This is a genomic window from Streptomyces diastatochromogenes (assembly GCF_002242805.1).
Lineage (GTDB): Bacteria > Actinomycetota > Actinomycetes > Streptomycetales > Streptomycetaceae > Streptomyces > Streptomyces diastatochromogenes.
On the sequence record NZ_MCGQ01000015.1, the window covers coordinates 1 to 21890 of the forward strand.

Consider the following 21890-nt stretch of genomic DNA (forward strand, 5'->3'; position numbering starts at 1 on the left):
GGGGTGGCCGCCGCAAGGAAGGTGGGGAGGGTGGTGAGGGGGTGGATACGTTCACTTATCCGGGTGGTGAGGGGGCCTGGAAATCCCGTGGTTGAGCGGGGGGACCGGGTGAAGTGTGGGGCGGTGGGTGGACGCGGCCGGGGGCGTGGGTGGGGACTCGAAAGGGGACGGGCGCACGTATCCTGAAACCCCGTCGGTGACCAGGAAAGAGCGGCCAGCCATGCGCGTCTACGTCCCCCTGACCCTCCCCGGTCTCGCCGAGGCGCACAAGACGGGTGAGCTGGGGACCGGCCCCTTCGTCGCGTACGCCGTCACGCCCGCCCTGCGTGAGTGGTACCTCTCCGAGGACATCGAGGAGCTGGAGTACGCGGCGCTCAGCCGGGCCGCGCTGGCTTCGCTGCGACTGCTGGCGGCCGATCCGGGTGCGGTACGGCGCCGGGTCGTGGTCGCCGTCGACGTGTCCGACGGCGCCGCCACTGCGGACCCGGACCGTGGGCTCGATCCGGCCGCGCTCGGCGAGGTGACGGTGGCCGGTACGGTGGCGCTCGCCAAGGCCGCGGCGGTGCATGTCGACGCCGATGACGCGGAGCAGGACGTGGCCGCGGCCGCGGAGGCGCTGGAGGCGGCCGACGGCGGGGACGACGACGCGCAGTTCGTCGTGGACGGCGCCGACGACCATGAGCTGCTGTGGTACGCCACGCAGGAGATCCCCAACCTGGTGGGCGGGGTCTGAGCGGGTCCCGGGCCGTCGGCCCGCGCTGATTGTCAGTGGGGGCGGGTACGGTTTTCGGCATGGGGATGCACGGAAGCGCGCACATTGTCTGGGACTGGAACGGGACCCTGTTCCACGACAATGACGCGATCATCGGGGCGACGAACGCGGCCTTCGCCGAGCTGGGGCTGGCGCCGATCACGCTGGAGCAGTACCGGGCGCTGTACTGCGTGCCGGTGCCGAGGTTCTACGAGCGGTTGCTCGGACGGCTGCCCACGGATGCCGAGTGGGAGCAGATGGACGAGGTCTTCCATCGGTACTACGCGGAGCATCGGGTCCGCTGCGGGCTGACCGACGGGGCGGCCGAGCTGCTCGCGGGGTGGCGGTCGGCGGGGCACAGTCAGTCGCTGCTGAGCATGTACGGGCATGAGGAGCTTGTGCCGCTGGTGCGGGGGTTCGGGATCGAGCCGCACTTCATACGGGTCGACGGGCGTACGGGGCCGTCCGGTGGCAGCAAGGCCGAGCACATGGTGCGGCATCTGGAGGCGCTGTCCGGGGCGGTGGCGGTTGCTCGGACCGTGGTGATCGGTGATGCGGCGGACGATGCGGTCGCCGCGTGGCATGTGGGGGCGGGGGCTGTGCTGTACACCGGGGGTTCGCACAGCCGGGCCAGCCTGGAGGAGGTCGGCGTGCCGGTGGTGGACACGTTGGCCGAGGCGGTGGAGGAGGCGCAGCGGCTGGTGGCGTGAGCGGGGTTTGATGCGGCGCCCGGTGTGGGTGCCGGCCGGGGGTGGGGTCGCTTCCGGCGCTGGCGCGGTGCCGCTGCGCCCACCCGTGCCGCCCCAGCGGCACGACTGCCCGCAGCTATGCAGGCGTGACGGCCGCAGCTACACGGGGACCGTCGGCCCGCAGCCACGCCGGCAAGCCCGCCCCCGCCGCACCGCTCAGCTCGCCGGTGCCTTTGCCCTCAGTACCTTCAGGAACTCCCGCATCCACGCCGGATGGTCCGGCCAGGCGCGGGCCGAGATCAGCGTGCCGTCCACCACCGCTTCGCTGTCCTCGAAGTGGGCTCCGGCGGTCTGCATGTCCGGTTCCAGGGCCGGGTACGCCGTGACGCGGCGGCCGCGGAGGCTGTCGATCGCGGCGGTGAGCAGGGGGCCGTGGCAGATCTGGGCGACGGGCTTGTCCGCGTCGAAGAAGGCCTTGAGGATCTTGCGCAGCTCGGGGTCGTTGCGCAGGTACTCGGGGGCGCGGCCGCCGGGGATGACGATGGCCGCGTACTGACCGGGGTCGACCTCGGAGAAGGCGAGGTCGGCGGGCCAGGTGTAGCCGGGCTTCTCGGTGTAGGTGTCGTAGCCGGGCTCGAAGTCGTGGACGACGAAGCGGAGCGTCTTGCGGGTGGGGGCCGCGATGTCGACGTCGTAGCCTTCCTCGCGCAGACGCTGGTAGGGGTAGAGGACTTCCAGGGACTCCGCTGCGTCGCCGGTGATGATGAGGATCTTCGCGGGCATGTCGGCTCCTCCCGGGCGGCACTGTCCCCTCCACGGGGGACGGGCACTGTTGCAGGCAACGTGCCTTCCCAGGGCGCGCTTGCCAAGAGGGCCCGTCGCTTTCAGGGTGCGTCCCGCAGACTCCGGGCGCGACCGGATACGGCACCCGGATACGCCACCCACCCCCGCCCCGCCCCTGTGCAGAACGTCAAACTTCCGACCCCTGTTTTGTACACATACGGCTCATGACGGGCCCCGGGTAAGGAGCGATAGCCTTGTGGCGTGATCAGCGCGATATCTCGCGGGGGCGATCCTGCTCCTGCCCTGCGCCCGGGTTGCACGGAACACCTCCGTGACCGGGCGGCGGTCGCTGGTCTTCGCGGGCGGGAGGGGAGCACAGATGCCCCCAGGACGCCGACGACGGCCCGGAAAGCGACGGTGCCGAGAGCAGCGTCACATCTGACGGGCGTGCCAACAATGGCCGAATACCCCCCGCTCATCTCACCTCGCGGCATAGCGTCGGATCGGACCGGACACCCCGGGCCGTGGCGTCGAGCCGGAGGGGAAGAGGCCGTTTTTCCTTCTACGTCACGCAATGGCGCGCGACAGGAGCCAGAGGACAATGCAGACCAAGCTGGACGAAGCCAAGGCCGAGCTGCTCGAACGGGCCGCCCGGGTAGCTGAGAACAGCCCGGTCGGGGGGCACCTACCGACCGGGACGACGGGCGAGGGCTCGGCCGGTACTCCCGACACCGAGTCCGTGCTCGCGTTCCTCCAGCGCTACTACCTGCACACCGCCCCGGAAGACCTCACCGACCGCGACCCGGTCGATGTCTTCGGCGCCGCGGTCTCGCACTACCGGCTCGCCGAGAACCGCCCCCAGGGCACCGCGAACGTCCGGGTGCACACCCCGACCGTCGAGGAGAACGGGTGGACCTGCAGCCACACCGTCGTGGAGGTCGTCACCGACGACATGCCCTTCCTCGTCGACTCGGTCACCAATGAGCTGACCCGGCAGGGACGCGGCATCCACGTCGTCATCCACCCGCAGATCGTCGTCCGGCGCGACCTCACCGGCAAGCTCATCGAGGTGCTGCCCACCGCGCCCGGCGGCGACCTCCCGCACGACGCGCACATCGAGTCCTGGATCCACGTCGAGACCGACCGGGAGACCGACCGCGCCGATCTGAAGCAGATCACCGCCGACCTGCTGCGCGTCCTGTCCGACGTCCGCGAGGCCGTCGAGGACTGGGAGAAGATGCGGGACGCGGCGAGCCGGATCGCCGACGGGCTGGAGAGCGAGCCCCGGCCGGCCGACCTCCCCACGCCCGAGGTCGAGGAGGCCCGCGAGCTGCTGCGCTGGCTGTCCGCCGATCACTTCACCTTCCTCGGCTTCCGCGAGTACCAGCTGCGCGACGACGACACCCTCGCCGCCGTGCCCGGCACCGGCCTGGGCATCCTGCGCTCCGACCCGCACCACGCCGAGGACGACCAGCACCCGGTCAGCCCGTCCTTCGAGCGGCTGCCGGCCGACGCCCGAGCCAAGGCCCGCGAGCACAAGCAGCTGGTGCTGACCAAGGCGAACAGCCGGGCCACCGTGCACCGGCCGTCGTACCTGGACTACGTCGGCGTCAAGAAGTTCGCCGCGGACGGCAGTGTCGTCGGCGAGCGCCGTTTCCTGGGTCTGTTCTCCTCCGCCGCCTACACCGAGTCCGTCCGCCGGGTCCCGGTCATCCGGCGCAAGGTCGACGAGGTCCTGCACCGCGCCGGCTTCTCGCCCGAGAGCCACGACGGCCGCGACCTGCTCCAGATCCTGGAGACCTACCCGCGCGACGAGCTGTTCCAGACCCCGGCCGCCGAGCTGCAGGCCATCGCGACGAGCGTCCTGTACCTGCAGGAGCGCCGCCGGCTGCGGCTGTACCTGCGCCAGGACGAGTACGGCCGCTACTACTCGGCCCTCGTCTACCTCCCGCGCGACCGCTACACCACCGGCGTCCGGCTGCGGATCATCGACATCCTGAAGGAGGAGCTCGGCGGCATCAGCGTCGACTTCACCGCCTGGAACACCGAGTCGATCCTGTCCCGGCTGCACTTCGTCGTCCGCGTCCCGCCGGGCACCGAGCTGCCCCAGCTGTCGGACGCCGACAAGGACCGTATCGAGGCCCGCCTGGTCGAGGCCGCCCGCTCCTGGGCGGACGGGTTCGCGGAGGCGCTGAACGCCGAGTGCGGCGAGGAGCGCGCGGCCGAGCTGCTGCGCCGCTACTACGGCGGCAACTCCTTCCCCGAGGGCTACAAGGCCGACCACACCCCGCGCGCGGCCGTCGCCGACCTGGTCCACCTGGAGCGGCTCACCGCGGAGAAGGGCAACGACTTCTCGCTCAGCCTGTACGAGCCGGTGGGCGCCGCTCCCGACGAGCGCCGCTTCAAGATCTACCGCAAGGGCGACGCGGTCTCCCTGTCCGCCGTGCTGCCGGTCCTCAACCGGCTCGGCGTCGAGGTCGTGGACGAGCGGCCGTACGAGCTGCGCTGCGCGGACCGTACCGTCGCCTGGATCTACGACTTCGGTCTGCGCCTGCCCAAGGCGCTGGGCGGCGGCAACGGCGACTACCTCGGCGACGACGGCCGTGAGCGGTTCCAGGAGGCGTTCGCCGCGACCTGGACCGGCCTGGCGGAGAACGACGGCTTCAACGCCCTCGTGCTGAGCGCCGGGCTGAACTGGCGGCAGGCGACGGTGCTGCGCGCGTACGCCAAGTACCTGCGGCAGGCCGGCTCCACCTTCAGCCAGGACTACATGGAGGACACCCTCCGCAACAACGTCCACACCACCCGGCTCCTCGTCTCCCTGTTCGAGGCGCGGATGTCCCCGGACCGGCAGAGGGCCGGCCTGGAGATCGTGGACGCCCTGCTGGAGGAGCTGGAGGCGGCCCTGGACCAGGTGGCGAGCCTGGACGAGGACCGCATCCTGCGCTCCTTCCTGACCGTCATCAAGGCGACCCTGCGCACGAACTTCTTCCAGGAGGCGCTCGGCGGCCAGCCGCACGAGTACGTGTCCATGAAGTTCGACCCGCAGGCCATCCCGGACCTGCCCGCGCCGCGCCCGGCGTACGAGATCTGGGTGTACTCGCCGCGGGTCGAGGGCGTGCACCTGCGCTTCGGCAAGGTCGCCCGAGGCGGCCTGCGCTGGTCGGACCGCCGTGAGGACTTCCGTACCGAGATCCTCGGCCTGGTCAAGGCGCAGATGGTGAAGAACACCGTCATCGTGCCGGTCGGCGCCAAGGGCGGCTTCGTCGCCAAGCAGCTGCCGGACCCGAGCGTGGACCGGGACGCGTGGCTGGCCGAGGGCATCGCCAGCTACAAGACGTTCATCTCGGCGCTGCTCGACATCACCGACAACATGGTGGCCGGCGAGGTCGTGCCGCCGCAGGACGTGGTGCGGCACGACGGGGACGACACCTACCTGGTGGTCGCGGCCGACAAGGGCACCGCGACGTTCTCCGACATCGCCAACGGGGTTGCCGAGAAGTACAACTTCTGGCTCGGTGACGCCTTCGCCTCCGGCGGCAGCGCGGGCTACGACCACAAGGGCATGGGCATCACCGCGCGCGGCGCCTGGGAGTCCGTGAAGCGGCACTTCCGTGAGCTGGGCGTGGACACGCAGACCGAGGACTTCACGGTCGTCGGCATCGGTGACATGTCCGGTGACGTGTTCGGCAACGGCATGCTGCTGAGCGAGCACATCCGCCTGGTCGCCGCGTTCGACCACCGGCACATCTTCATCGACCCGAACCCGGACGCGGCCACCTCCTACGCCGAGCGCCGCCGCCTGTTCGAGCTGCCCCGTTCCAGCTGGGCGGACTACAACACCGAGCTGCTGTCGGCGGGCGGCGGGGTCTTCCCGCGCACCGCCAAGGCGATCCCGCTCAACGCGCACATCCGCGAGGCGCTGGGCATCGAGGAGAAGATCTCCAAGATGACCCCGGCCGACCTGATGAAGACGATCTTCCAGGCGCCGGTGGACCTGCTGTGGAACGGCGGCATCGGCACGTACGTGAAGTCGTCGGCGGAGTCCAACGCCGACGTCGGCGACAAGGCCAACGACGCCATCCGCGTCGACGGCCGCGACCTGCGCGTCAAGGTCGTCGGCGAGGGCGGCAACCTGGGCCTGACCCAGCTGGGCCGCATCGAGTTCGCGCTGCACGGCGGCCGGATCAACACCGACGCGATCGACAACAGCGCCGGTGTGGACACCTCCGACCACGAGGTGAACATCAAGATCCTGCTGAACGGCCTGGTCGCGGACGGCGACATGACCGTCAAGCAGCGCAACAAGCTGCTCGCCGAGATGACCGACGAGGTCGGCGCGCTGGTGCTGCGCAACAACTACGCGCAGAACACGGCGCTGGCCAACGCCCTCTTCCAGTCCAAGGACATGCTGCACGCGCAGCAGCGGTTCATCCGCCACATGGTCCGCGAGGGCCACCTGGACCGGGCGCTGGAGTTCCTGCCCACCGACCGCCAGATCCGCGAGCGGCTCGGCCAGGGCCAGGGCCTGACCGGTCCGGAGACGGCCGTCCTGCTGGCGTACACGAAGATCACGGTCGCCGAGGAGCTGCTGCACACCTCGCTGCCGGACGACCCGTACCTGCGCACCCTGCTGCACGCCTACTTCCCGACGGCGCTGCGCGAGCGGTTCGCGGACGCGGTCGACAGCCACCCGCTGCGCCGCGAGATCACCACGACCGTGCTGGTCAACGACACCGTCAACACGGGCGGTACGACGTATCTGCACCGACTGCGCGAGGAGACGGGTGCCTCGCTGGAGGAGATCGTCCGCGCCCAGACCGCGGCCCGCGCGATCTTCCGCTCGGCGCCGGTGTGGGACGCGGTCGAGGAGCTGGACAACAAGGTCGACGCGGCCGTCCAGACCCGGATCCGGCTGCACTCGCGCCGCCTGGTCGAGCGCGGCACGCGCTGGCTGCTGAACAACCGGCCGCAGCCGCTGCAGCTCGCCGAGACCGTCGAGTTCTTCGGCGAGCGGGTCGAGCGCGTCTGGCAGGAGCTGCCCAAGCTGCTGCGCGGCGCGGACCTGGAGTGGTACCAGCACGTGTACGACGAGCTGTCCGCGGCCGGTGTCCCGGACGAACTGGCCACCCGCGTGGCCGGGTTCTCCTCCGCCTTCCCGGCGCTGGACATCGTCTCCGTGGCCGACCGCACGGGCAAGGAGCCGCTGGACGTCGCCGAGGTCTACTACGACCTCGCCGACCGGCTCAACATCACGCAGCTGATGGACCGCATCATCGAGCTGCCCCGCGCCGACCGTTGGCAGTCCATGGCCCGCGCCTCCATCCGCGAGGACCTGTACGCGGCCCACTCGGCCCTCACGGCGGACATCCTCGCGGTGGGCAACGGCTCCTCCAGCCCGGAGCAGCGCTACCAGGCCTGGGAGCAGAAGAACTCGGCGATCCTGGGCCGGGCGCGCTCCACCCTGGAGGAGATCCGCGGTTCGGAATCCTTCGACCTCGCCAACCTGTCGGTGGCGATGCGGACGATGCGGACGCTGCTGCGCACGCATTCGTAGCCGTATGGCAATCGTACGTAGCCGTATGGCAGTCGTACGACGCTGAAGACGCCCCGGGCCGATGTCATATCGACCCGGGGCGTTCCGTTTCTTGCCGACCCTTAGGCAAAAAAGATCAGCGAATTTACCCTTTCCTGCTAATCGGCACGTTTCCGATATGGTCTGCGGTGTGACAGTGAACCTCACCGAGACCCGCCCGGCGGCAACCGCGCCGGCTCCGGCCCGGCCCGTCACGCGCGTCGTGCTGGAAGTCGTGAAATTCGGGGTTGTCGGCGGCAGCGGTGTCCTCGTCAATTTCCTGGTCTTCAACCTGCTGCTGCACGGCCTGCGTTGGCAGGCGATGACCGCGACGGTCCTGGCCAGCTGTATCGCGATGGCGACCAATTACCTGGGCTTCCGCTATTACACCTATCGTGACCGGGCCTCGCGCACGCGCCGTCAGATCGTTCTGTTCTTCGTCTTCAGCGGCCTTGGCGTGGTGATGGAAAGCGGCCTGTTCTGGGTCGGTTATCACGGGCTCGGACTGCACAGTGCGTTCGAATCGAATGGGGTGAAGGCGCTGTCGATCGTGCTCGCCTCCGCCTTCCGTTTCCTTGTCTACCGCACCTGGGTGTTCGAGCAGGATGCGCGCCGCGCCGCCTAGCCCCGCGGGCGCGGTACGGGCGCTGCCGCAGGCCGCCGCCGCGCTCGTGCTGGTTCTGATGCTCCTGGTGATCGTCCGTCTGCCCTGGGCGGGCGATCTCGGTATGCACGCGGCGACCGTGCAGCGGCTGCGGCACAGCCTGTCGAACCCCGGGAACCCGCTGGTCGACGCCGACACGCCGAGCCCGTACTACTCGCCCTGGATGCTGCTGCTGGGCTGCCTCGCCAGGATCACCAGCCTGTCGGTGTTCGACGTGCTGCGGATCGGCGCGGTCGTCGGGCTCGGGCTGCTGGTCACCGGGGTGTGGCGGTACGTCCGCACGCTCAGCGCGCACCGCGCGGCACCCGCCCTCGCGATCCTGAGCCTGGTCTTCCTCTGGGGCCCCCTCCTGTTCAACTGGAGCGGCTTCCTCGGCCTCAACTCGCTCGCGCTGACGGTGTCGTACCCGAGCGTGCTAGCCCTCGGCCTGTCCTTCCACTTCTGGGCCTGGCTCACCCGGGCGCTGCGCGACGAGACCCGCTGGGGGGTGTGGCTGGGGCTCGGCCTGCTGTGGGGGCTGATCCTGCTGTGCCACCAGTTCACGGGTGTGGTGGCGTCACTGGGCGCGCTGGCGATGGTGATCGCGGCACGGCCGGGCAGGACGGTACTGCTGCGGCTCGGCGCCGCTCTGGCGCTCGGCGTGGTACTGCTGTGGCTCTGGCCGTACTACGACTTCTTCTCGCTCTTCTCCGCCGGCGCGGACCTGGAGGCGATCCACCGGCCGCTGTACGACGACCTGGCCGGGCGGTTCGGGCTGGTGCTGCTGGGGGTCGTGGCGCTGGGCCTGCGCTGGCGGCGGGACCGCTGGGATCCGCTGGTCCTCTTCTTCGTCCTCGGTGCGCTGGTGTTCGCCGCGGGCGGGCTGACCGGGCACTACTCGTGGGGCCGCGCCCTGCCGGCCGTACTGATCCCGGCCCAGCTGGCGGCCGCGCTGGAGGCCGTGTCGGCGGGGAAGCGGGCGGTCCGGGTCGGGTGGGCGTGTGTGCTCGGTGCCGCGCTGGCCGTGGGGGCGTGGGCGCAGGCGGGGACGCTCGGGTATGTGGTCGGGCGGGATGCGCTGCCCGGGGCGGTCGCGGCGAAGTACCGGACGCCGTGGGTGGGGTATCAGTGGATCACGCCCTGGGTGAAGTACGGGGACGTGGTCATGGCCCGTACGTTTCCGTCCCGGCAGATTCCCGCGTACGGGCCGTACACCGTGGCTCCCGGGTATCCCGATGTGTTTCTGCCGGATGCGGGTAGGCGGGATGCGGCGGTGACGCGGTACTTCGCGGCGGGTACGTCGGCCGAGGGGCGGCGGGCCATATTGCGGGAGTACGGGGTGCGGTGGGTCGTGGGCGGCAGGTCGTCCGCGGAGCCGTGGCTGCGGCAGGTGGCCACCGGGCCGGGTGAGCAGGTCCTGTACGAAGTGGACCGCTGACCGGCGCTGCGGCGGGGCGGGGGTGGGTGTCGCTTGCCCGCGCTTGCGTGCCCCAAAGGGGCGCGGGGAACTGCGAGACCAGCCCCCACGCACCCCGCAGTCGAAGATCGGCCCTGTTACCTCAGCACACTCGCCACCAGCCGCGCAGCGTTCCGTACCTTCGGGCGGGCCACCTTCCGCACCACGGGCCTGATCACCGTGGCCGTGACTCCCACCGGCTGCCAACGGATCTGGAGGCGGCCGGGGTTGCGGCCCTCCGGTTCGATGGTGACCTGGTGGGGGGTGGCGCCGGAGCGGTAGTCGATGCGGGCCGTGACGGCGGGGAAGTCCAGCGGTGCCAGGAGGAGGCCCGAGTGGGCCAGGCCCTGTTGTTCCAGGCGGAGCAGCGGGTGGCGTACTCCGTCGAAGCCCTGCACAGGCAGCGGTGCCGTCGACAGGTCCAGGCGGACGCGGCCCTCGAAGAGGCCCGGGCGGACCGGGTCCAGGCGGAACGGGACCGTCAGGCGGCGCCGGCCGGGGGCCAGCACCAGACTCGCGCGCTGCGGTCCCACCGGGAGCCGCAGGCCGGGGTCGTAGGTGCGGATCGCGAGGGTGACGCAGGCTCCGGGACCCGGGGTCAGTTCGGTGATCTCGTGGCGGAAGTGGGCGCTGGGGAAGGGGCGCGTGTCCAGCTCCAGGTCGGAGACGTCCAGTTCGCGGCGGGCCCGGTCGGCGGAGGGGACGGTGTCGCCCCAGTAGGTGGTGCCGGAGTCGTCGGCGGTGACCTGCCGAGGTGCCACGCCGTTGCCCAGGCCGCGCGCCGCCAGCCGGACGTCGGACAGGCGGCCGTCGCGCAGGAGTTGGAGGATGATCCGTTCCGGGCGGGGCAGACGGGCGAAGGCGCCCTCGGCCAGCGTGTCCAGGTACGGGTTCATGATCTCGGCGAAGGACTCCAGCCACTCGGCGTCCCGGTAGGGCAGGTCGCCCGCGTACATCCGGAAGTCGTGCTTGAGGAACTTGAAGTCCTTGTCCTCCCGCAGCGCCGCGTGCCCGCTCTCCACCAGGAAGTCGTCGATCAGCCGCTGGACGTGGACCCGGTCGCGGACGTTCGTGACCTTGTGCCGCTGGTTGGAGATGGACGCCGAGGCCGCCGCCGCGAACGGGTCGATGTACCAGACGTACACCGGGTCCGGGATGATCGTGAACGCCTTCGCCAGGCAGTACGCCTGCGCCGAGAACAGCTGGTCCTCGTAGTGGATGCCCTCCGGGAAGCGGAGCTGGTGGCGGTCGAGGAACGCGCGGGCGTACATCTTGCTGGTGGAGAGGTGCTCGAAGAGCAGCCGGGGGTCGCCCTCGATGCCTTCCACCGTGCGGCGCTCGGCGACCAGGTGGGGCATCCAGGTCGTGCGGTGACCGTTGTCCACCCGGACCCGGCGGACCGCGCCCATCGTGAAGTCCACCGCGCGCTCCCGGTGCGCCGCCAGCAGCAACTCGACCGCGCGCGGCGGGAGTTCGTCGTCGCTGTCGAGGAACATCAGGTACGGCGCCCGGGCGATCTCGATGGCCCGGTTGCGCGGGGCGCTGCAGCCGCCGCTGTTCTCCGGCAGGCGGAGGTAGCGGACGCGGTGGTCCTCGGCGGCCAACCGCCGTGCCACCGCGGGCGTGTCGTCGGTCGAGTGGTCGTCGCTGATGACGATCTCGATGTTGGCGTGGGTCTGGGCGCGCAGCGATGCGACCGCCCTGGGGAGACGGGCCGCGTCGTTGTAGACGATGACCGTCACCGTGACGTCGGGGGTCGTCATGCCGTGGCCTCCTCGGGGGTCGGGGCGGGGGTGCGTTCGTCGAGCGGGAGTACCGGGGGCAGCGCCTCCTCGGGTTCACCGAGGAAGACCCGCCGTACGACCCGTTCGGCGGCGCGTCCGTCGTCGTACTCGCAGAACCGGCGCCGGAACGCGGCCCGCGCCTTCGCCGCGCCCTCGTCGCGCCAGGCGCCGGAGAGGAAGATCTCCGCGAGTTCCTCCTGGGTGCGGGCGACCCGGCCGGGCGCCTCGGCCGTCAGGTCGAAGTAGACGCCCCGGGTGGTCCGGTACGTCTCCCAGTCGTCGGCGTAGACGACGATCGGGCGGTCCAGGTTGGCGTAGTCGAACATGATCGACGAGTAGTCCGTGACCAGCGCGTCGGCGGCCAGGCACAGCTCCTCCACGGGGTCGTAGGAGGAGACGTCGATGATCCGGCCGGAGCGGCGCAGGCCGGTCAGCGGGGAGGCGGCGCCGCCGTAGAAGTAGTGGGCGCGGACCAGGAGGACCGTGTCCTCGCCGAGCCGGTCGGCGAGCGCGGCGAGGTCGAGGCGGGGGGTGAAGCCGGCCTCGTAGTCGCGGTGGGTGGGGGCGTACAGGACGGCTGTCCTGCCGGGGGCGATGCCCAGGCGCGCGCGGGCGGCGCGGACGTCGGCGGCCGTGGCCGTGTAGAAGACGTCGTTGCGCGGATAGCCGTGGTCCAGGGAGGTGTAGCGGGCCGGGTAGGCGCGCTCCCACATGCGGGTGGAGTGGCTGTTGGCGCTGACGCTGTAGTCCCACTTGTCGATACGGGCCAGCAGCGCGGCGAAGTCCAGGCCCTTGGCGGCGGCCGGGTGTTCCATCTGGTCCAGGCCCATGCGCTTGAGCGGGGTGCCGTGGTGGGTCTGGAGGTGGATCGCCTCGGGGCGTTTGACCACCGCGTTGGGGAAGTTGACGTTGTTGACGAGGTACTTGGCGGTGGCCATGGTCTCCCAGTAGCGGCGGGTGCCGGGGATCACATGGTCCGTGCCGGGCGGCAGAAGAGCCGCGTTCTCCTTGTTCACCACCCACACCCGGTGGATGTGCGGGGCGAGTTCGGCGAGCGTGGCGGCGATCGCGGCCGGGTTGCAGGAGACCCCGCGCTCCCAGTAGGCCGCGAACACGGCCAGGTTCGGGTCGACCGGGCGGCTGAGCGCCCTGCGGTACTGCTGATCGCGGAGCTTCGCGCCGACCTGGCGCTTACGGGTCCGTACGGCCTTCTTGGCGGCGCGGCGGCTGCGGTTGGCGGCCTGGAAGGCGCGGTACTTGGTGTACGCGCCCTCTTCGAGCAGGGCGTGCCGGACGCCCTCGATGCCGGCCGGGCGCTGGTGGCCCTCGGGGCGCCAGCGGACCGCGGCCAGGGAGGCCCGGCGGAAGAACTCGCGGGCCACCGCGTCGGGCAGGTTCTCGCCGGCGAAGGTGCGCACCAGGTCGCGGACCATCAGGTCGTACAGGACCGTACGGGCGGCACGGCGGTCCCTGGCGAGCGGGAGCAGGGACTCGTAGCGGTCGATGAGCGCGAAGCGGTCCTTGGGGGCGAGGGGCGGCTGGCTCTCGGGGCGCAGCACGCGGTTCTCGTACGCCGCCTGGTTCAGGCAGGCGACACGGCCGGCGTGCAGCAGGACCGCGTGGGCGGCGTACGGCTCGTCGTCGGTGGTGAGCCGCTCCTCGTGCGCCCGCCAGAACGCGGTGCGCAGGGCGCGGGTGCCGAGCAGCGGGGTGAGGCGCAGCAGCTCGGCCGCGTCGTCCAGGGCGAGGTCGGCGCGGCCGGCGCCGGCCAGGAGGCGGCCTTCGCGGGAGGGGGCGGCGGCGGTCTGCCAGGTGGTGGTGACGTGGTCGAGGAGAAGTACGTCAACGGGGGTGCCAGTAGCGCCGGTGTCGTCCAGTTCGGCGGTCCGCTCGGCGATCAGCCGGGGCGCGCCGGCGGGCAGACCGTCCTTGGAGTGCACGAAGTGCAGCCAGCGGCCGGAGGCGCGCGCGGCGCCCGCCGCCCGGGCCGCCGCGTCACCGGTGCCCTCCGGCAGGGGCACCACGACCGTCTCGGGAGCGTGGCCCTCGGCCGTCTCCCGCGCCCAGTCGCCGACCGCGGCGACGATCACCTCGGCGTCCGGGAGCGGGCGGGCCTCCAACGAGTCCAGCAGCTCGGTCAGATGCCCCTGGGCATTAGGCCCGTAGACGATGACGCTGAGTTGGGGCATCGCAGGGGACTCCTTGGGCTCGTCGTCTCAGGGGGCACCTTTCATAACATACTGTCACTAGAGGGATGAAAGGTATAACCACGCCTGAGGTAAGAGCAGGGCTCACGAAGGAAGAGGGACTTTGGGAGTCCCGGGTTTCGGTGCCGCCTTCTTAGGGGCCGGCTTCTGCTGTGCCTTGCCGGTCTTGTCGCTCTTGTCGCCGGTGAAGGCCTCGTACTCCTGCATGACGTCCTCCGTCGGCCCGTCCATGCGCAGCTCGCCGCGCTCCAGCCACAGGACCCGCTCGCAGGTGTCACGGATCGACTTGTTGTTGTGGCTGACCAGGAAGACCGTTCCCGCGTGCTCGCGCAGCTCGCGGATCCGCTCCTCGGAGCGCTTCTGGAAGGAGCGGTCGCCGGTGGCCAGGGCCTCGTCGATCAGCAGGACGTCGTGGTCCTTGGCGGCGGCGATGGAGAAGCGCAGGCGGGCGGCCATGCCGGAGGAGTACGTCCGCATGGGCAGCGTGATGAAGTCGCCCTTCTCGTTGATCCCGGAGAAGTCGACGATGTCCTGGTAGCGGTCCTTGACCTGCTCACGGGACATGCCCATGGCGAGCCCGCCGAGGTAGACGTTGCGTTCGCCGGTGAGGTCGTTCATCAGGGCCGCGTTGACGCCCAGCAGGGAGGGCTGGCCGTGGGTGTAGATGTGTCCGTTCTCCACCGGGAGGAGCCCGGCGACGGCCTTGAGCAGCGTGGACTTGCCGGAGCCGTTCGTGCCGATCAGTCCGATCGCCTCGCCCTTGTAGGCGACGAACGACACCTTCTTCACCGCGTGCACCCGGCGTACGCCGGCCGCCTGCTCGGCCTGCTTGCGGCGCAGGATGCGGTTGAGGGCGGCGGTGGCGGTGCCGCGGCCCGCGCCGGTGCCGTTGACCCGGTAGACGATGTCGACGCCGTCGGCGACGACGGTGGGGATGTTCTCTGCGGTCTGCTCAGCCACGGCCGTACGTCTCCTCAGCCTTCCAGAAATAGATGAAGCCGCCGATGCCCGCCAGCAGCGCCCAGCCGGTGGCCGCCGCCCACACGTGCGGGGGCAGCTGCTTGCCGTGGAAGCTGTGGATCAGCGCGTACCGCATGAGGTCGATGTAGACGGCGGCCGGGTTGGTCTCCAGCATGACCGTGACGATGTGCGGCAGGTTGTCCTTCTTGGTGAGCTTGCTGATGCTCCACATCACGCCGGACACGTACATCCAGGTGCGCAGCACGAACGGCATCAGCTGGGCGATGTCCGGGGTCTTGGCGCCCCACCGGGCCATGATCATCGACACGCCCGCGTTGAAGACGGACTGCAGGATCAGTGCGGGGATCGCGAGCAGCCAGCGGGGCGTGATCGGGATGCCGAAGGACAGGATGATCACGACCAGCGCGGTCATCGAGAACAGCAGCTGCTGGAGCTGCTGGAGGCAGAAGGAGATCGGCAGCGAGGCGCGGGGGAAGTGCAGGGCGCGGACCAGACCGAGGTTGCCCGAGATCGCGCGGGTCCCCGCCATGATCGAGCTCTGCGTGAACGTCCAGATGAACACGCCCGTGACCAGGAAGGGGATGTAGTCCGGCACGCCCTTGCTGGTGCCCAGGAGCACGCCGAAGATGAAGTAGTAGACCGCCGCGTTCAGCAGCGGGTTCATGACCTGCCAGATCTGGCCGAGCTTCGCCTGGCTGTACTGGGCGGTGAGCTTGGCGGTGGCGAAGGCGGTGATGAAGTGGCGCCGGGCCCACAGCTGGCGGACGTACTCCGGCAGGGTCGGGCGGGCGCCGCTGACCGTGAGGCCGTGCCGGGCGGCCAGCGCCGTGAGGTCGTCGTCGGCCGGGACCTGGGTGGGGGGCGGTGTGTGGAGGACCTGGCTCACATCCGCTGCTTTCGCTCGGGGGAGGGGGGTGCGTCCGGCTGCCGCCGGGCCTGCGCGGTCCTCGTCCGCCATCCGGCGTTTCCTTACGCTTCTCTTCACGTTCTCTTACGTCGGGACGGGACCGTATCGTCGCAACGTGAGCGTAGAACCATCGACCGTCGGAACGCAACCGTTTCGTCGTAACGCCCTATGCTGTTCGGTATGACGACGAACGCCGACGAGGCCCCGAAGCGCGTGCGCCGCCGGGCCCCCGCCGGGGCTGCCGTGCTCCGGGAGGACGTGACCGAGGCCATCCGCGCGGCCGTCTTCGAGGAACTGGCGGCCGTCGGCTATGCCCGTATGTCCATCGAGGGCATCGCACGGCGGGCGGGCGTCGGCAAGACGGCGGTCTACCGCCGCTGGCGCTCCAAGCTCCACCTGGTGCTGGACGTGGTGTCGGCGATGGCGGTACTGGGCCTGCCGGTCCCCGACACGGGCTCCCTGGAGGGGGACCTGCGGCTGTTGTACGAGGTGACGTCCCGCGCCCTGCGCCACCCCGTCGCCTCCCAGATCATCCCCGACCTCCAGGCGGAGGCGGCCCGCAATCCCGACATCGCGGAGGCCATGCAGAAGGCGCTGCGGGACGGTCAGGAGGGGGTCGCCAGCAAGATCGTGGCGGCGGCGGAGGCGCGGGGCGAGGTGCGGGCCGGGATCGATCCCGACCTGGCCCTGGACCTGATCTCCGGCCCGCTGTACTGGCGCGCGGTGGTGATCCGCTCCCCGAAGCTGCCGAAGGGGTACCTGGAGAATCTGGCCCGGGCTACGGCGGGGGCGCTCAAGGCGTTGTGACCTTGCCCGGCGCCTGTGGCCGGCCGGGGGTGGGGTCGCTTGCCCGCGCTGGCGGGGTGCCGCTAGAGCAACCGCTGGGCGAGGTCGGCCAGTTCCGGTGCCCGTAGTACCCGCCCGTCGAACCCTGGCAGCGGTACGTGAAGTGGCTCGGTCCAGCGTTCCGGTACCGCGTCGATCCCGTACACCGCTCCCGCCAACGCCCCGGTGACCGCCGCCACCGTGTCCGTGTCGCCGCCCAGGTCGATCGCCGTGCGTACCGCCTCCTCGTAGGACGTCGTCGTGCGCAGGGCCCAGACCGCCGAGCCCAGGCAGGGCCAGACCGCGCCGTTGAACTCGGTGGCCTGGTCCGGGTGCCAGCCGGGGGAGAGGACGGTCGCGTAGCGGGCCCGGTGGTCGGGGTGGAGCGCCGCCAGGGTGTCCGGTACGGCGGTGAGCGGATCCTCTCCGGTCAGGGCGACGCGGATCAGCTCGTGCAGGACGGCCGTGCCCTCCCAGGCCGCGGGGTCGCCGTGGGTGAGGGCGGAGAGGCGGCGGGCGGCGTCCATGGTGGCCGCACGGCCGTGGCGTGCGAAGTGGAGCGCCGAGGGGGCCGCCCGCATCAACGCCCCGTTCCCGGCCGCCCGTTGGTTCGTCCGGAAGTGCAGGGTCGCGGCTGTGTCCCAGGAGGCGCCGCCGGTCAGGACCGCCTCCGTCTGGAGGCCGATGTCCTTCGGGTCGGCGGCAGCCCAGCGCTGGAAGCGGCGGAACACGTCCGGGAGGTCCAGGCCCCCGCGCTCCAGCAGCGACTCGGCGGTCAGTACGGCCATCTGCGTGTCGTCGGTCGCCTCGCCTGGGTCCCAGCCGCCGCCCCCGCACATCTCCCCGCCGTGTCCGGGGTGCGGGAAGCGGGCCGAGAAGGCGCCTTCGGGGCCGAACTCGAAGGGTGCCCCGAGGGCGTCGCCCACGGCGGAGCCGAGCAGGGCTCCGACGGCGCGTTCGATGCACGAGGGATCGGTCATCCCCGGAGCCTACGAGCGCGCCGCCTCCGGGTGCAGGCGTACCCAGCCCTCCCAGGCTGAGGTGATCATGTCCTGGACGTCGTACTTGGCCTGCCAGCCCAGTTCGGTGGCGATGCGGTCGGCGGAGGCGACGACGCGGGCGGGGTCGCCGGGGCGGCGTGGGGTGGTGATCGGGGGGCGGTCGTAGCCGGTGGCCGCGTTGATGTGGTCGATCATCTCGCGGACCGAGACACCCTCTCCGCGGCCGATGTTGAGGGTCAGGTCGCGGCCGGGGGTGGAGCGCAGGGCGCGGGCGACCGTCACATGGGCCTCGGCCAGGTCGACCACGTGGATGTAGTCGCGGACGCAGGTGCCGTCGGGGGTCGGGTAGTCGTCGCCGAAGATGCGCGGCGCCGCGCCCTCGGTGAGCTTCTCGAAGACCATGGGGACGAGGTTGAAGACGCCCGTGTCGGCCAGGGCGGGGGTGGCCGCGCCGGCCACGTTGAAGTAGCGCAGGGACGCGGTCGCCAGGCCCGTCGCCCGGCCCGTCGCGCGCACCAGCCACTCGCCGGCCAGCTTGGTCTCGCCGTAGGGGGAGAGCGGGAGACAGGGGGTCTCCTCCGTGACCAGGTCGACGTCCGGCATGCCGTAGACGGCGGCCGAGGAGGAGAAGACGAAGGACGGGATCTCCGCCTGCGTCACCGCCTCCAGCAGGACGCGCAGGCCCTCCACGTTCTCCCGGTAGTAGTGCAGCGGGAGGTCCACGGACTCGCCCACCTGCTTCTTCGCGGCCAGGTGGACGACCCCGGTCACCTCGTACTCGGCGAGGGTGCGGGCCACCTGCTCGCCGTCCAGGATCGAGCCCCGCACCAGCGGGACCTCGTCCGGCACGCGCCCGGCGACACCGGTGGACAGGTCGTCGTAGACCACGGTCCGCTCGCCCGCCTCGGTCATCGCGCGTACGACGTGCGCCCCGATGTAGCCGGCGCCGCCGGTGATCAGCCAGGTCATGTACGGCCTCCCCTCGTCAGCCGGCCGGCCCGTGGTGGCCGGTGGCTCTCGGTCGTGATGGTTTTCGGTCGTGATGGTTTTTTGTGCGTGATGGTTTTTGGGCGTAATGACTCCTGGGCCGTGGGTCTCGGTCCCTGGGTCGTCTCGGTCCCCTGGGTCTCAGTGAAGCAGGCGGCGGAGTCGGCCGCGGGCCACGCCCATGACGCCCCGTACCCCGGTCGCCACGCGCAGGGCCAGGGCGCCGGAGTGGGTGGCGTACGGCTGGACCAGCAGTACGCCGTGCCGGGCGCTCGGGACGGCGCGTCGGCGCAGCCGGCCGGCGCCCGCGAGGGCGTGCGCCGTCACCTCCCGGGACGCGCCGTCCGCGAAGCGCACGGTCAGACGCAGATCCCAGGTGCCCGCGCCGAGCGCGCCCAGATCGACGGGCACCTCGGCCGACCAGCCGTCGGCGCTGGAGGGCGTGAAGGTGGTCGTCGCGCGCCGGTCCGTGCGCCCGTCCTCCCTGGACTGCCACTCCACCTCCACCTCCCGCGGCCCGGCCTCGGCCATCCGCCCGTACAGCTCGTGCAGCCGCAGGCACAGCCGGGCGTCACGCGCGCGGGGGAGCAGTTCCGCGTCCACCGTGAGCGGCAGGACGCGGGTGGGGCGGGTCAGGAAGGGGGTGAGGGCGACCTGGGGGAGGTCGGTGGACCATACGGGCGTGCCGTCGGGTGTGCGGGCGTAGGGCGGGAGCAGCCGGGCCGGGCGCGAGGCCAGCTCCTTCAGCCGGGGAAGGTCGCACGGCTCGGCGGACTCCAGGACGACCCGCGCGAGCAGCCGGCCGGGCGCCGTCGGGTTCAGCTCCCAGTCGGCGGCGTCGTAGCGCGCGAGGTACTCCCGGGTGTGCGTCCACCACGCGCGCTGGTAGGGCGCGTCGCGCAACCCCAGCTCGCGGGCGTACATACGCACCTCGTGGTCGAGGAACTTCGCCCGCGCGGCCCGCGCCAGCTCCTTCTGCCCGGCGCTCAGCAGAATGTCGTACGCCAGCGCGCACGCCTCGGTACGCGCCTTCCAGTTGTCGATGCGCCCCCGGTCCAGGGAGAGCGACAACTGCTCGGCGGACCGGCGCACGTGCCACACGTAGACGCGGTCCGGTACGAGCGCGATACGCGGCGCCGCGGCGAGCACGCGCGCGGTGAAGACGAAGTCCTCGTAGAGGAAGCGCCCCTCGGGGAAGCGGATGCCGTGCTCCCGCAGGAAGGCGGTCCGGTACAGCTTGTTGACGCACAGCGTGTCGTGCACCAGGCGGGGGCGCTGGGAGGGGCGCGCGAGGACGGTGTGCGCCGCGTAGAGGGGCGCCTGCCAGGGCTGATCGCGCCCCGAGGGCAGCTCCCGGCGCACGCACAGCCCGCTCGCGACCTCGGCACGCGCCCCCGCGGCCGCCGCCAGCAGCGCGTCCACCGCGCCAGGCGGCAGCACGTCGTCGCTGTCCAGGAACATCACGTACGGCATCGTCACCGCGTCGATCCCGGTGTTGCGCGGGCTGCCGCAGCCGCCGCTGTTGACCCCGCGGCGCACGACCCGCAGTCTGGGCTCGCCGGCGGCCAGGCGGGCCAGCAGTTCGCCGCTGCCGTCCGTCGAGCAGTCGTCGACGGCGACGACCTCACCGACGGCGGCGCCCTGGTCGAGCGCCGAGCGTACGGCGTCGACGACGTGGTCGGCGTCGTTGTAGCCGATGACGACGACACCGACCTGAGGCGTAGGGTTCGGGTCTCGCGGGTCTGGATGCATGGGGTCCACAGGCCGGGAGCGTAGAAATATTCGGTAATACCCCGTTAAGAGATGCTTAGCGCTCGGTCGGGAAGACGGTCTGAATCCGGTCGGGGTTGCGTCGAGGGCGCGGGCTTTCCGGACGGCGGCCGCGCGGAGCGCCACAGCCGGACGAAGGACAGCACCGCGGCGGCGGCCAGCAGCCCGTTGCGGGCCAGCATCAGCAGACAGCCGGTCCAGCTGCCGGCGACCACCTCGCGGTAGAACATCGGAAAGGCCACGGAGGTGAGCGCGCTCGCCGCGAGGATCAGCACGGCCACCGGGCGCTGACTGGTGTGCCGCGAGGTCAGGCACACGGCGGCGAGACCGATCAGCCAGATCATGTACTGGGGGCTGATCACCCGGCTCGTGACGGTGAACAGCAGCACCGCGGCGAGCGCGGCGTCGTACGGCGTGGCAGGGCTCCAGTGCCGTGCCCGCACCCGCCACAGCAGCAGAAGTCCCAAGGCCGCGGCGGTGAGCGCGAGGGACGTGGTGGCGACGGCGGGCACGTGCGGGCCGACCAGCTCGATCGCGCCGTACTGGTAGCGGGCCCGGCCGGACCAGCCGGCGTGCCGCGCCAGGTTCAGTGCCGTACCGCCGAGCGACTCGATCTGCACACCCCGGCCGCCCTGCTCCCGCAGGAAGGCCAGCGGATTGTCGAACGAAAGGGCGAGCAGCGCGAGGAAGGCGCACCCGGCGGCAACGCTCCACCCCCACGCCCTGCGCGTCACGGGCCCCCGGGGCGTGCCCAGCAGCACCAGGCCCGGCCACACCTTCACCAGCGCGCCCAGCGCGCTGAAAACGCCGCCCGCGCGCGGGGAGCGGCCCAACGTCAACAGGGAGATGACGGCGAGCGCGGTCACCTGCACGTCGTACCGGGCGAGCGGCACATGCAGCAGCAGCGGCAGCCCGCAGGTCCACACGGTCGCGCCGAACAGGCTCCGCCCGGGGCGCGTTCCCGCGCGGACCAGGGCTGCCGCGATCAGCGCGTCCGCGGCCAGCGTCAGCACCACGAACGCCTGAAAGTACGTCAACCACGGGAGCAGGCCGGGCGCCAGCAGCACCGCGCCCGCGCCCGGGGGGTACTGCCAGGTGCTGTCGTGCGCTGGGAACGCGCCGTGCGACAGGACGCCGTACCAGTGGAAGTACAGCCGCCACACCTCGCGCGGCACCGAACCTCCGCCCAGCAGGGGCGAGCTGTCGTGCGTGAGCAGCCACGACATCAGGGCACGGGTGGCGAGCCATACGGCGGTGAGAGCGAGGACCGGGCCGGGGGTGACACGGAGACGGTTCATCACGTGGGAGCCTAATCCGCGCGGATGGTGTATCCATGCCGATACGCCGTCAATGACCGGCAAAGGTTGGCTAATCGCAAAAGATCGGGCCATGGTGAGCATCGGGCCTCTTGTGAAACCGCAGTCGCGCAGGGCGGCTGCCGCAGCGGATGTCGTACCGGCTGACGCCCCGGATGCAGCGGATGCACCGGATGTATCGGTTGCACCGGATGCGCGGGACGCACCTGGTGCAA

The 21890-nt window shown here is 71.2% G+C and carries 15 protein-coding genes; 6 read left to right on the plus strand and 9 right to left on the minus strand.

All coding sequences use genetic code 11. From position 1 onward, the window contains the following. The first annotated feature begins 220 nt into the window (after positions 1-220). Together BEK98_RS18650 and BEK98_RS18655 are read left to right on the plus strand one after the other, a co-directional pair. A complete protein-coding gene (locus BEK98_RS18650) occupies positions 221-733 on the plus strand; it encodes a DUF6912 family protein (protein ID WP_094217711.1) in 513 nt (170 codons plus the stop codon). 59 nt (positions 734-792) lie between these two features. Beyond that, positions 793-1461 (plus strand): HAD family hydrolase, encoded by a 669-nt coding sequence (locus BEK98_RS18655; RefSeq protein WP_094217712.1) that lies wholly within the window; start codon positions 793-795, stop codon positions 1459-1461. A gap of 195 nt (positions 1462-1656) precedes the next feature. On the opposite strand, the gene BEK98_RS18660 is transcribed toward BEK98_RS18655, so the two are convergent. Continuing rightward, complete coding sequence (locus BEK98_RS18660) at positions 1657-2223, minus strand: DJ-1/PfpI family protein (RefSeq protein ID WP_094217713.1); 567 nt, start codon at positions 2221-2223, stop codon at positions 1657-1659. Positions 2224-2824: 601 nt separating this feature from the next. On the opposite strand from BEK98_RS18660, the gene BEK98_RS18665 reads away from it, so the two are divergent. From BEK98_RS18665 to BEK98_RS18675, 3 genes are all read left to right on the plus strand, one after another. Then, positions 2825-7780 carry an NAD-glutamate dehydrogenase gene (locus tag BEK98_RS18665; protein WP_094217714.1) on the plus strand — a complete coding sequence of 1652 codons (4956 nt, stop codon included), beginning with the start codon at positions 2825-2827 and terminating at the stop codon, positions 7778-7780. Positions 7781-7949: 169 nt separating this feature from the next. Then, positions 7950-8423, plus strand: a complete 474-nt coding sequence (locus BEK98_RS18670; RefSeq protein ID WP_244201893.1) for a GtrA family protein — start codon at positions 7950-7952, stop codon at positions 8421-8423. Then, on the plus strand, positions 8404-9879 hold the full coding sequence (locus BEK98_RS18675; RefSeq protein ID WP_094217716.1) for a hypothetical protein: 1476 nt from the start codon (positions 8404-8406) through the stop codon (positions 9877-9879). Before BEK98_RS18670 ends, BEK98_RS18675 begins: the two co-directional genes overlap by 20 nt. Before the next feature lie 116 nt (positions 9880-9995). Here BEK98_RS18675 and BEK98_RS18680 read toward each other — a convergent pair whose 3' ends face one another. The 4 genes from BEK98_RS18680 to BEK98_RS18695 all read right to left on the minus strand — a co-directional run bounded on the left by BEK98_RS18680 (position 9996) and on the right by BEK98_RS18695 (position 15755). Beyond that, positions 9996-11660, minus strand: coding sequence for a glycosyltransferase family 2 protein (locus BEK98_RS18680; RefSeq protein ID WP_094217717.1), 1665 nt, complete (start codon positions 11658-11660; stop codon positions 9996-9998). Next, positions 11657-13870: a CDP-glycerol glycerophosphotransferase family protein gene (locus BEK98_RS18685; RefSeq protein WP_094217718.1), complete on the minus strand. Its 2214-nt coding sequence runs from the start codon at positions 13868-13870 to the stop codon at positions 11657-11659. The genes BEK98_RS18680 and BEK98_RS18685 overlap by 4 nt, the downstream gene beginning before the upstream one ends. Positions 13871-13972: 102 nt before the next feature. Beyond that, positions 13973-14848 (minus strand): ABC transporter ATP-binding protein, encoded by an 876-nt coding sequence (locus BEK98_RS18690; RefSeq protein ID WP_094217719.1) that lies wholly within the window; start codon positions 14846-14848, stop codon positions 13973-13975. Then, positions 14841-15755: an ABC transporter permease gene (locus BEK98_RS18695; protein ID WP_094217852.1), complete on the minus strand. Its 915-nt coding sequence runs from the start codon at positions 15753-15755 to the stop codon at positions 14841-14843. The genes BEK98_RS18690 and BEK98_RS18695 overlap by 8 nt, the downstream gene beginning before the upstream one ends. A 201-nt stretch (positions 15756-15956) precedes the next feature. Between BEK98_RS18695 and BEK98_RS18700 the strand changes: the two genes are divergently transcribed. Next, positions 15957-16583 (plus strand): TetR/AcrR family transcriptional regulator, encoded by a 627-nt coding sequence (locus BEK98_RS18700; protein WP_094217853.1) that lies wholly within the window; start codon positions 15957-15959, stop codon positions 16581-16583. A 62-nt stretch (positions 16584-16645) separates the two neighbouring features. On the opposite strand, the gene BEK98_RS18705 is transcribed toward BEK98_RS18700, so the two are convergent. From BEK98_RS18705 to BEK98_RS18720, 4 genes are all read right to left on the minus strand, one after another. Beyond that, on the minus strand, positions 16646-17581 hold the full coding sequence (locus tag BEK98_RS18705) for an ADP-ribosylglycohydrolase family protein (RefSeq protein ID WP_094217720.1): 936 nt from the start codon (positions 17579-17581) through the stop codon (positions 16646-16648). Between the two features lie 9 nt (positions 17582-17590). Then, on the minus strand, positions 17591-18571 hold the full coding sequence (gene galE / locus BEK98_RS18710) for a UDP-glucose 4-epimerase GalE (protein ID WP_094217721.1): 981 nt from the start codon (positions 18569-18571) through the stop codon (positions 17591-17593). Positions 18572-18730: 159 nt separating this feature from the next. After that, positions 18731-20341, minus strand: coding sequence for a glycosyltransferase (locus BEK98_RS18715; protein WP_094217722.1), 1611 nt, complete (start codon positions 20339-20341; stop codon positions 18731-18733). 44 nt (positions 20342-20385) lie between these two features. Beyond that, the gene (locus tag BEK98_RS18720) at positions 20386-21657 is read right to left on the minus strand and encodes a glycosyltransferase family 87 protein (protein ID WP_208643147.1); all 1272 of its coding nucleotides are present in this window, start codon (positions 21655-21657) and stop codon (positions 20386-20388) included. Positions 21658-21890: the final 233 nt, after the last annotated feature.